The sequence below is a fragment of the Planctomycetia bacterium genome, assembly GCA_021413845.1.
In the GTDB taxonomy this organism is placed as follows: Bacteria; Planctomycetota; Planctomycetia; order Pirellulales; family PNKZ01; genus PNKZ01.
Window position 1 is genome coordinate 22,018 of record JAIOPP010000123.1, and the last position, 11,560, is coordinate 33,577.

6 protein-coding genes are annotated in these 11,560 nt (G+C 60.5%); 3 read left to right on the forward strand and 3 right to left on the reverse strand.

The window, feature by feature from the left end; translation table 11 throughout:
- The first annotated feature begins 411 nt into the window (after nt 1-411).
- The 3 genes from K8U03_21760 to K8U03_21770 all read left to right on the forward strand — a co-directional run bounded on the left by K8U03_21760 (nt 412) and on the right by K8U03_21770 (nt 7,725).
- Entirely contained in the window at nt 412-5,505 is a 5,094-nt protein-coding gene (locus tag K8U03_21760) for a DUF1553 domain-containing protein (GenBank protein ID MCE9607522.1), read from the forward strand.
- Nucleotides 5,506-5,661: 156 nt separating this feature from the next.
- Nucleotides 5,662-7,131 carry a DUF1501 domain-containing protein gene (locus K8U03_21765; protein MCE9607523.1) on the forward strand — a complete coding sequence of 490 codons (1,470 nt, stop codon included), beginning with the start codon at nt 5,662-5,664 and terminating at the stop codon, nt 7,129-7,131.
- Nucleotides 7,132-7,386: 255 nt separating this feature from the next.
- The gene (locus K8U03_21770) at nt 7,387-7,725 is read left to right on the forward strand and encodes a metalloregulator ArsR/SmtB family transcription factor (GenBank protein MCE9607524.1); all 339 of its coding nucleotides are present in this window, start codon (nt 7,387-7,389) and stop codon (nt 7,723-7,725) included.
- A gap of 293 nt (nt 7,726-8,018) precedes the next feature.
- On the opposite strand, the gene K8U03_21775 is transcribed toward K8U03_21770, so the two are convergent.
- The 3 genes from K8U03_21775 to K8U03_21785 all read right to left on the reverse strand — a co-directional run.
- Nucleotides 8,019-9,698 carry an alpha-keto acid decarboxylase family protein gene (locus K8U03_21775; protein ID MCE9607525.1) on the reverse strand — a complete coding sequence of 560 codons (1,680 nt, stop codon included), beginning with the start codon at nt 9,696-9,698 and terminating at the stop codon, nt 8,019-8,021.
- A 144-nt stretch (nt 9,699-9,842) separates the two neighbouring features.
- Nucleotides 9,843-10,973 (reverse strand): hypothetical protein, encoded by a 1,131-nt coding sequence (locus K8U03_21780; protein ID MCE9607526.1) that lies wholly within the window; start codon nt 10,971-10,973, stop codon nt 9,843-9,845.
- 89 nt (nt 10,974-11,062) lie between these two features.
- A partial coding sequence (locus K8U03_21785) for a gfo/Idh/MocA family oxidoreductase (GenBank protein ID MCE9607527.1) occupies nt 11,063-11,560 on the reverse strand: 498 nt, incomplete at its 5' end.

Sequence of the window (11,560 nt, forward strand, 5' to 3'; positions counted from 1 at the left end):
AGACCGGCACGGCCAACCCTGGGCGTGTCCCTGCCTGCCGAGCGACAAGCTCGGCTACCTCCATTCCCTGTGGATTGGTGGACCGGCGCTGTCCAATTGAGTCGGTTTCGAGACTACTCGGATCCCGGCTTGCTGACGGTTGTCGTTTGCACCAGCCGATTTACACGGCAGTGCTCCGGCGAACGTCCGGCAGCGTTAAGCGTCCGAATCAAATCGTTCCTGCAACCGCAACACGGCAAGCGCTTCGGCTCTTCGTCGCTTGCGAGGCGTGAGCGGTTTCGGGTGCTCCGGCGATTCGAAAAGTCTCCTCGTCCGAACGAGGATGACGTTGCTATGATTTTGCGATTCTCCTTATCGCGCTCGTTCCGGGCTCCGCGCTCGGCCGTCGTTTGCGTTCGCGCCGTCGTCGGCATGTTCGGGCTGTTTCTCGCGACAACGACCGTGTCGGCAAACGCTGCCGCCCCTGCCGCGCCGGAAGCGAAGATCAGCTTTCATAAGCAAATCCGTCCGATCTTTCAGGCCCAATGCCAGGGCTGCCATCAGCCGGCCAAGCAAGGCGGCGCCTACGACATGACGACTTTCGGCAAGCTCCTGAAAGGGGGCGAAAGCGAAACCTTGGCCGTCGTGGTCGGCAAGCCGGACAGCAGCAACCTCGTTACCCTCATCACGCCGGCCCAAGGCAAGGCCGAGATGCCGAAGGGGAAAGAAGCCCTTTCCGCCACCGACATCGACCTAATCCGCAAGTGGATCGCGCAAGGCGCGCTCGACGATACCCCGGCGAACACCGTCCAAAAATACGACGCCGAGCACCCGCCGATCTACACGCGGGCTCCCGTCATTCCTTCGATCGACTACTCGCCCGACGGCAAACTGCTGGCCGTGGCCGGGTTCCATGAAGTGTTGCTGCAAAAGGCCGACGGCTCCGGCCTCGTCGGCCGCTTGGTCGGCGTGGCCGAGCGCATCGAGAAGGTGAAGTTCTCGCCCGACGGTACGAAGCTCGCCGTCAGCGGTGGGCTGCCGGCCCGAGTCGGCGAGATTCAAGTGTGGGACGTCGCGACGAAGAAGTTGTTGTTGTCGACGTCGCTCAGTTTCGATTCGCTCTACGGTGTCTCTTGGTCGCCGGATGGAAAGTCGATCGCCTGCGGCTGCGGCGACAATAGTGTGCGCGTCGTCGATGCGGCGACCGGCAAGCAAACGCTCTACATGGGCTCGCACAACGATTGGGCGCTCGACACCGTGTTCTCGACAGACGGCTCGCACCTCGTTTCGGTCAGTCGCGACCGCTCGGCGAAGCTCGTCGAAGTCGACACGCAACGGTTCGTCGACAACATCACGTCGATCACGCCCGGCGCCCTGAAGGGTGGCTTGCAAGCGGTCGCGCGGCATCCATCGCGCGACGAGATCGTCTTCGGCGGGGCCGACGGAGTGCCGAAAATCTATCGCATCTATCGCGTGTCGAAACGCGTGATCGGTGACGACGCGAACTTAGTCAGCGTGTTGCCGGCTTTGAAGGGGCGCGTGTTCGGAGTTGATTTCAGTCGCGACGGCAAGTTGATCGCGGCCTCAAGCAGCAACGACGGCGTCGGCGAGATCGGCATCTATCAATATGCCGACGACGCGGCCCTCGCGCCGCCGCTGAAGAAGATTCTCGAAAAGAAAGCAAGCGATCGGTCGGAAGCCGAGACGAAGCAGCTCGACGACATCTCGAAGAGCGCGATCAAGCAGCTGGCGAAAGTCGAAGTCGCAACCGGCGGTGTGTTCGCAGTCGCCTTTGCGCCCGACGGCAAGACGCTCGCCGCGGCCGGTTTCGACGGTTCGATTCGTCTGTTGAATACGACCGACGGAAAGTTGGTGAAGCAATTCGTGGCGGTACCGCTCGCGAAAGCCGATGTGGTGAAGAGCGGCGTGAAGAGCGCTGCCCCGATCTTGCCGCCGGCCGTGAGCCCGACGGAAACGCTGCCGCCGGCCGCCGTGATCACGGCGCTGGAGATCTCGCCGTCGTCGCTCGAACTGACGGATAAGTTCGACTACGCGCAACTCGTCGTCACGGCGAAGCTCGAAGGGGGCGCGGTGCTCGACGTCACCCGCATGGCGAAGCTCACGGCTTCGTCGCTGAGCGTCGAGTTGATCGCCGGGGGAGTCGTCGTCGCACGAACCGACGGCACTTCGACCATTACGGCAACCATCGCCGGCAAAACGGCCGGCGTGCCGGTGAAGGTCGTCGGTACGGCGGCCGATTTCCGTGCCGACTACATCCGCGATGTGAATCCCGTCCTCAGCCGGATGGGCTGCAACCAGGGAACCTGCCATGGAGCGAAAGACGGCAAGAACGGCTTCAAGCTTTCGCTTCGCGGCTACGATCCGGTGTACGACTTGCGGGCCTTCACCGACGATCACGCTTCGCGCCGCGTCAACGTCGCCGCGGCGGACAACTCGTTGATGCTGCTCAAAGCGACCGGCTCGGTCGCGCACGTCGGCGGCCAGTTGACGAAGCCGGGCGAGGCTTATTACGAGCTCGTGCGACAATGGATCGCCGATGGTGCGAAGGTCGACTTCAAAACGCCGCGGGTCGTCGGCATCGAAGTGTTGCCGAAGAGTCCCGTCATCGATCGCGCGGGTCAGAACCAACAGATGCGCGTCATCGCCCGCTACGCCGACGGCAAGCTCCGCGACGTGACGCGCGAAGCGTTCATCGAAAGCGGCAACATCGAAGTCGTCTCGGCCGCAACCGGCGGCTTGCTCACGGCGCTCCGTCGGGGCGAGGCCCCGGTGTTGGCACGCTACGAAGGTTCCTATGCCGCGGCGACGTTGACCGTGATGGGCGACCGCACCGGCTATCAATGGGTCGAACCGGCGAAGAACAACAAGATCGACGAGCTCACGTCTGCGAAGTGGAAGCGGATGAAGATCGTTCCTTCGGACATCTGCAACGATGCCGATTTCATGCGCCGCGTCTCGATCGACTTGACAGGCTTGCCGCCGACCGCCGAAGACGTGAACGCGTTCCTCGCCGACACGCGGGCCACGCAAATCAAGCGCGATGCGCTGGTCGACAAGTTGATCGGCTCCGAGACGTTCGTCGATCATTGGACGAACAAATGGGCCGACCTGTTGCAAGTGAACCCGAAGTTTCTCGGCAACGACGGCGCGAAGCAACTCCGCGATTGGATCCGCAAGGAAGTCGCTGCGAATACTCCTTACGATCAATTCGTGAAGAAGATTCTCACGGCCGGCGGATCGAATCGGGAGAATCCGGCCGCGGCCTACTACAAGATCCTCCGCGATCCGGCCGACACGATGGAGAACACGACGCACTTGTTCTTGGCCGTTCGCTTCAACTGCAACAAGTGCCACGACCATCCGTTCGAGCGTTGGACTCAAGATCAGTATTATCAAACGGCCGCCTTCTTCTCGCAGATCGACTTGCAAGCCGACCCAATGGCGAAGGGTGCGGTGCTCGGTGCAACGGCGGTGGAAAAAGGAAAGCCGTTGTATGAGATCGTCGCCGATAAGACGGCCGGCGAAATGACGCACGAGCGGACCGGCCAAGTCGTGCCGCCGCAGTTCCCGTTTCCGGCGAAGTTCACCGCCGCGGATAAGGCCTCGCGCCGCGAAAAGCTCGCCGCTTGGATCACCTCGGCCGACAATCAGTACTTCGCCAAGAGTTACGTGAATCGGGTGTGGGGCTATCTGTTCGGCGTCGGCATCATGGAGCCGATCGACGACATTCGGGCCGGCAATCCGCCGTCGAATCCCGAGCTGCTCGACTTCCTGACGCAAGAGTTCTTGAAGAACAAATTCGACGCGCGCGAGCTGATGCGGACGATCTGCAAGTCGCGCACGTATCAGCTTTCGATCGCGACGAACAAATGGAACTCCGACGACAAGATCAACTACTCGCATGCCTCGGCCCGTCGCTTGCCGGCCGAAGTGTTGTACGACGCGATTCACACCGTCACCGGTTCGCAGACGCAATTCGCCGGCTATCCGGCCGGCACGCGCGCCGCGAACTTGCCCGAAGTGAACGCCGCTCTCGGTGCCGGATTCTTGCAGACGTTCGGTCGCCCGCCGCGCGAGAGCGCGTGCGAGTGTGAACGCCAAGGAGGCATGGCGCTTGGCCCGGTGATGGCGATGATCTCCGGCCCGACGTTGTCGAACGCCGTGGATGATCCGAAGAACGCGCTGGCGTCGCTCGTTGCGAAGGAAAAAGACGACGGCAAAGTCGTCGATGGGTTGTTCCTGCGGGTATTGAATCGCCACGCGACGAAAGACGAAGTCGCGCTGGCGACGAAGTCGATGCAAGAGATCGAGGTCGATCATGCGGCGATGACGAAGCGATTGAGCGAGCGCGAGGCGTGGTGGAAGCCGATCGCTGCGAAGCTCGAACAAGAACGACTCGCCGCGATCGCCGCCGCGAAGAAAGAACTGGAAACCTACGAGAAGGCGCAGGCCCCGATCATCGCCGCCGCGGAAAAAGCCCGCCTGGATGCGACCGCGAAAGCGGCGCTCGAGTTGCAAACTTTGGCTCGTCGGTTGCCCCGATCGCAAGAAGCTTGGGAGAAGGCGCTCGCGCCGACGGCCGATTCGCCGACCTGGCACCCGTTGAAGATCACCGCGGCAACCGCGCAGGCTTCGAGCCCGGTAGCGCTGAAGATCGAAAACGATACGACCGTCTTCACGGTCGATCGCAATGCGCAGCCCACGTATAAGCTCACCGGGGAAACCTCGCTGGCGAACGTTACGGGGATCATGCTCGAGGTCTTGCCCGACGAGCGCTTGCCGAACTTCGGGCCGGGCTTCAGCAATCGGAACTTCGTGCTGACCGAGATCGTCGTGAGCGACTCGAACCCGCTCGGTACGAAAACGAAGAAGACCGTGTTGGAGCCGAGCTTGTTCAACGACGCCTTGGCCGATGTGTCGCAAGATAAGTTCGACGTAAAGACGGCGATCGACGGCAAGAAAGATCAAGGAGCGCCGAACGGTTGGGCCTCCGGCGGCAAGCCGGGCGCGCATCGGGCCGTGTTTCAATTGACGAAGCCGATCGCCTACGCGCCAGGCGCCGAGCTGAAGATCGACCTGTTGCAGGTCTTCCAACAGAGCTTCGGCATCGGCAAGTTCCGCATCTGGGTGACCGACGCCAAGAAGCCACTCGGGTTCGGTTTGCCGGTCGAGATCGCCGCGATCGTCAAGACCCCGGCCGAAAAGCGAACCCTGGCTCAATGGGACGCGCTCGACGCCTATCAACGCTTCACCGACGCGAACTACGACAAGCAAGAGACCGTGCTCTGGACCGCGCGGCTGCCGCTGCCGATCGACCAGCAATTGGTCGCCCTGAAGACGAAGGTGACGACGGCTGAAACGCCGATCATGATCGACCCCCCGCTGGTGCAACTCCGGGCCGATCATGCGATGAGCGCCAAGCAGAATGCCGATAAGAGATTGACGGTCGTGCAAGATTTGGCCTGGGCGTTGATGAATAGCCCGGCGTTTTTGTTCAACCACTAGTCATATTCCCGCAGAATCGCGGGTTCCGAATCCGAATCCCGAACGAATTTTCCGCAGTGTGTCGAACCGAGCGAGCCGGCTAAAACTTTCGTAGCCGCTCGCCCTTTCGCACGCTCTAATACTCGAACACTGAAACGTTTCAACGGAGAAATCCCCATGCTCGTCGTCCCCGGCCGCAGCGGCAAAGACCTGTGCGATGGTCATCTCGGTATGAGTCGGCGCGCGGTCTTGCGTGTCGGCGGCAGCGGCCTCTTCGGACTCACGCTCGGCTCGATGTTTAAGCTGCAAGCGGCCAACGCCGCCGCGGCGAGCACCGGCGGAGCGGGTTGGGGCAAAGCCAAGAGCATCGTGATGGTCTACCTGCAAGGCGGGCCGAGCCATCTCGACTTGTGGGATCCGAAGGAGAACGTGCCGGATAAAGTTCGCAGCGCGTTCAAGAACATCCCGACGAAGATTCCGGGCGTGCAGTTCACCGAGAACTTGCCGAAGCTCGCCGGCATCAACGATAAGTTCACGATGATCCGCTCGATGGGTTACACCCCGAACGGCCTCTTCAACCACACGGCCGCCATCTATCAGATGATGACCGGCTACACGACCGACAAGGTGAGCCCTTCCGGCCAGCTGGAGCCGCCGAACCCGAAAGACTTCCCCAACTTCGGCTCGAACATCATTCGCTTGAAGCCGAGCGAACAACCGATGTTGCCGTTCGTGATGTTGCCTCGCCCGTTGCAAGAGAGCAACGTCGTCGGCAAGGCCGGCACGGCGGGCTTCCTCGGCCGCGACTATGATCCGTATACGCTGTATCCCGACGGCGACGATATGGACATGGCGAAGATGAACAAAGTCCGCGTCGACGACCTCAAGCTTCGGCCCGAGGTGTTCGCCTCGCGTTTGGAACGCCGCGCACGTTTGCGCACGGCGATCGACGCGCGGATGCCCGAGATCGAAGCGGCCGTCGCCGATTACAAGCTCGACGAGTATTACGATCGGGCCTTGAACCTCGTTATTTCCGGTCGGGCTCGCGAGGCGTTCGACATCTCGCGCGAATCGGAAAAGACGCGCGATGCTTACGGCCGGAACACGTTCGGCCAGAGCTTGCTCTTGGCGCGCCGCTTGGTCGAAGCCGGCACGCGCGTCGTCGAGGTCATTTGGCCGAAGGTCGCCAACAGCGATAACCACTCGTGGGACCATCACGTCGGCCTCACCGACCGGATGAAGAACCGCTCGGCTCCGATGCTCGACGGCGGACTCTCTTCGTTCATCGCCGATCTCGACGATCGGGGCATGCTCGAAGATACGCTGGTCGTCGCGGTGGGCGAGTTCGGCCGGAGCCCGCAAAAGGGGGTCAGCACGTCGGGCAACGGCAACAGCGCCGACGGTCGTGACCACTGGCCGTACTGCTTCACGGCGGTCGTCGCCGGCGGCGGCACGAAGCGCGGCTACGTTCACGGCAAGAGCGACAAGACCGCCAGCGCGCCGCTTGAAGACGTCGTGCATCCGGGCGAGTTGCTGGCGTCGATCTATCATAGCTTTGCGATCGATCCGGAAACGATCGTTTACAACCACTTGAACCAACCGCGCGAGCTCGTGAAGGCGCATGCCGTCTCGAAGTTGTTCGCGTAAGACGTTTCGTTCGTCGTCCAAGGCGAGCGGCCGGTGCGAGCCGGCCGTTCGGAGCTAAGAAAGTCTTTGAGAAAAGAGTTGTCGAAAGTTTCGGAAACGGGGGCATGACTGCCCCCGCTCGCCTCGGAGAAGTGATTCGGATCGTTGCCTTGGAAGTTTGTCCGCTCCCGCCTGATTTCCCCGCCTGTAGAGTTGATCCTGCCCAACGCATCGGCGCCCTCGTTGCGCTCCCGCCTCCCGTGAAAGGATTTTACGATGATCGACTTCGCCCACCCGCAAGGTCTCCGTGAACATGAATCGATCGAAGGTTGGGCGGAGCTGTTTTCGCTCCTCGCCGACCGAACGCGGCTCCGCATCTTGTTTCATCTTTCGCGCAACGACGAGCTTCACGTCGGCGGCCTCTGCGAGCGATTGCAACAGAGCCAGCCGGCGGTGAGTCATCATCTTTCGCGACTGCGCTCGGCCGGCGTGCTGACTGCGCGTCGCGAAGGGAAGCAACGTTTCTATCGCCTCGCTCCGCAGCGCTGCCGAGATGTGCTGGAAGCGGCGTTCCACGGCTTGGAAGAAACGAAGCCGGCCGACGCCTTGGCATAAGCGCGTAGCTCGACCACATACGTTCGATCGACGAACGTCCCTCCTTCAATAGCCCGGGATGAATATCCCGGGCGCACACGCTTCGTGAGCTACGCTCGTCGCGCGGCCGCGGATATGCATCCGCGGCTATCGATTCATGCGTACGAAATTTCAAGTTCCAAAAAACAAAACTCAAACAAGTTCCCAAAGCAGAAAATCACAAACGCAGAGTACGCGCGTATGCATTTGTAATTTGAAGTTTGTTTTTGTTTGTGATTTGTCTTTTGCGATTTGAGATTTTCGTCGAAGACGAACTACACCTTCTTACTCAACCGTTCGGCGAGCCGCCCCAAGGCGTGGCTCTTGTCCGTTAGGCTCAGATGCACTTGGATCAGGCTCACGTTCGGCTCGTTCCAAGCCGCGGTGAGCGCCGCGTCGAACTCCCCTTCCGTGCGCACCTCGTAGCCCTTCCCGCCGCCGAACACCTCCGGCAGCTTGCTGTATTTCCACGGGTTGATTTCGTTGAAATCGCCCGGATGCAGGAACCGCTCGGTGCCGTAGCCTTTGTTGTCGAGCACGATGCAGATGTGATGAAACTTGTGGCGGATGAGCGTCGATAGTTCGTGGCCCGTCATTTGAAACGCGCCGTCGCCGACGATCGCCACGGTCCGCGTCGTCGGCCGTGCGACCGCCGCTCCGAGCGCGGCCGGCACGGCGAAGCCCATCGACGTGTAATACGCCGGGCCGATGTACTCCGTCTTGCCGTGCGTCGTCAGTTCGGTCGAGGCGAAGAGCGAGTCGCCGACGTCGGAGATGACGATCGTGTTTTCATCCAGCGCTTCGTCGAGCCGGCAGATCAGCCGATCGATCGACACCGGCGCGTCGGGCCGCAACGTAAACGGCGCCGCAGTTTGCTTCGGGCGCTTCAGCATCGGCCGGCGAACCGTCTCGGGCTTCGCCGCCGTGAGCTCGCGCAGGAAGTCGCCGAGCAATACGTCGTGGTAATGATGATGGCGAATGCGCAGCTGTTCGCTCGTCGCATAGATGCAGGTGCCGGGATCGAGGTTCGCCGTGTTGATGCCGAGGTTGATGTCGGTCATAAACGCGCCGAGCAGGAGCGTGCAATCGCTTTCTTCGACGTAGCGCGTCACCTCGTCGAGCCCCATCGCCCCTTCGTAGAGACCGACGTAAAGCGGATGCCGCTCCGAGACGACGCTCTTGCCGAGGATCGTCGCGGCGATCGGAATCTGAGTCGCTTCGGCGAGCGCGAGCAACGCGTCTTGCAAGCCGAAGCGATGAATCTCGACGCCGGCGATGATGATCGGCTTCTTCGCCGCCGTAAGCAGTCGCACCGATTCCGCAATCGCTTCTTCCAACGCCTCGGGACTACTCACCGTCGACGTCGGACGAAACGCGTGCGAAGCCGGCGGCACGACCTTCACCATGTCGCGCGGCAACTCGATATAGACCGGCCGCTTGTAGCGCACCGCGGCATCGAGCACGCGGTCGATCTCGCGAAACGCCGTGTGCGGATCGTTCAACTCGCAGCACGCGACGCAGATCTTTTCGTACACCTCGAACTGCGTCCGGAAGTCGCGCACCTTATGATGCAAAAGCGGATTGTTCGGTCGTTCGCAAAGGCCCGGCGCACCGGAAATCACCACGACCGGCGACTTCTCGGCATACGCACCGGCCACCGAGTTCACGCAGCTCAACCCACCGACGCAGTACGTCACGCACACGACGCCGAGCCCGTTCACGCGCGCATAAGCATCGGCCGCGAACCCGGCATGATCTTCCTTGCAGCACCCGATGACGCGGATCGGTGAGTTCTCGAGCATCGAATAAAAGCCGAGCACGTAGTCGCCCGGAATACCGAAGGCATCGCGCACGCCGTAGTCTTGCAAGCGGAGAATGAGATACTCGCCGATCGAAAGCCCGACGGAAGGAGTCGCGGCGGCGACATGCGGAACCGGGTCCGTGGTGCTGGTCATGGTGGAATCCTTTCACGATTTCGGAACTATCTGCGATTCCAATCGAGGACGATCACACAGGCAATTGTACGCAGCTAACAAAATTCGGTTGGGAAGCAATGAAAAATCATTCAACTGGGGCAAACGCGCTCTGGGACAAGACGGTTATCGTGCGGCATCGATATCTGCCGTAACGGATGCAACTTCCGGAGCGACGGAAAGGGCTTTCTTTAGTTGCTCGTCAACCTCCAACAATTGTTGCTCGATCGCATCGACGACATCGCTCCGAACTTTGTCGATCGGGAATCGCAACTCATATTCAAGCCCGCCGAATCGATCGTCTCGATCATCCGTCTCGAAACTCCGCAAGCCGGACCTGTGCTTCCAAGGGTCGAGAGCAGGCTCGATCCATGAAACTGGAGTGTAATTGACCCCTGTCACCCTCAACACTAGGGGAGTCGCAAACGATGCCCATCGGTCGGCGCAAAAAGCTAGGGAACAGCCCGTACTTGCCATCCTGAAGTAGCGACCATACCAGCCACTTCCGGCCGCCGACCGCAAATTCTTCGTATCGGCGATTCCAGCCTCGACCAACTTATCTACCACCGCGTCGACGACTTCTCCGAATTGAAGAACTCGTCGGCCGACGTTCGAGGTCAGCTCTTCGGAAGAGAGCGGCAAAAATGCTTCGGTATCTTCGTAATTGCAAAGACCTTGTAATTGCCGAAGATCCTCAACCAGTATTCCTTCTCCTCCGGCTTCCAGCATCGAATCATGCAATCGCTGTAAAATCAATTTCCAGCTGAGGATGACAAGGCGTACGCCATCTCCGGTATCTATGGAGCGCATTTCCTCATGAGGTTTCTTTTGCGCGGCGCGAATGCTCGTTTCCAAGTCGCAACGACGCAACAATTCTTCCCAGAGCAAACCTAGTCGCTTAGCCGGCGCGATGAAAACCAGTGTTCCGGTTCGGATCGCTTTTAGTCGCTTCAAATAAACGGTCGGTTGAGCTTTCGTGAGACCCGCCCAAAACTTGGCCTCTAAAATCACGACATCGCGCCCGTGAACGTCACGGCCTACGAGATCGGGAATTGCGCCATCTTCCCCCCAAGCCTGGGTTCGGAAAGACAATACTCCGGGTCTCTCCGGCTCGGATTCATAAATCAATCGAAGCAATGAGTCGCCGGCGACGTGAGATTTTTTTAATAGATAGCAGAGCGCATCCGTTGCAAAGTTCTCTCGCTGCGTCACGTAGCGATAGGCCAAGTGACTCAGTAACGTCCCTTGCTCTGCCATGGAAACGTCCCTGAAAGTTGATGATCAATGTAATCAAGGAAATGTGACCAACGAATCAGATGACGGATTGCATCGACTTTCGATACGGCCTACACCTTCGCCGGCACCGCGAAACCGGCTCGGTAGTCGCGGGTGAGTAGTTTATCGGCGTCCGGGGCGTCGAGGAATTTTTCGTTCGCCGCGTCGATGGTCAGTTTCTTGCCGACGTGAAATTTCTCGCCCGCGAGCGTCAGCTTGTTGCCGGTGCCCAGGTGTTCTTCCATGCGGGCCAGCGCTTCATAAGCATCTTTGTCGTCGCCGAAGGCCTTGGCTTGCGCGTCGAACGGCGCGACCTCGCCGAGCCGATAGGAGATGTTTCCCAAGTGGCAGAGCGCGCTGGAGTAGTGTCCTTCGAGGATGTCGGCGTACTGGTTCTCGCGCTTCCGCGAGCGCATCGCATCGACGAAGTTGCGGAACAAGTCCGAGTCGCGCACCACGTCGACTTCGACGTTGAGCTTCGGCAGCGCTTCGGGCGTCTTGCTTCCCTTGCGGTAGAGCTTGCCGCCGGCGATCGTGGTGCCGTCTTCGAAGTGGAGCGTGTTGCCGAC

Excerpts from the sequence above, each read along its gene's own strand:
- K8U03_21770 (MCE9607524.1), top strand. The coding sequence starts at position 7,387 with ATGATCGACTTCGCCCACCCGCAAGGTCTCCGTGAACATGAATCGATC.
- K8U03_21775 (MCE9607525.1), bottom strand. The coding sequence starts at position 9,698 with ATGACCAGCACCACGGACCCGGTTCCGCATGTCGCCGCCGCGACTCCT.
- K8U03_21780 (MCE9607526.1), bottom strand. The coding sequence starts at position 10,973 with ATGGCAGAGCAAGGGACGTTACTGAGTCACTTGGCCTATCGCTACGTG.
- K8U03_21760 (MCE9607522.1), top strand. The coding sequence starts at position 412 with ATGTTCGGGCTGTTTCTCGCGACAACGACCGTGTCGGCAAACGCTGCC.
- K8U03_21765 (MCE9607523.1), top strand. The coding sequence starts at position 5,662 with ATGCTCGTCGTCCCCGGCCGCAGCGGCAAAGACCTGTGCGATGGTCAT.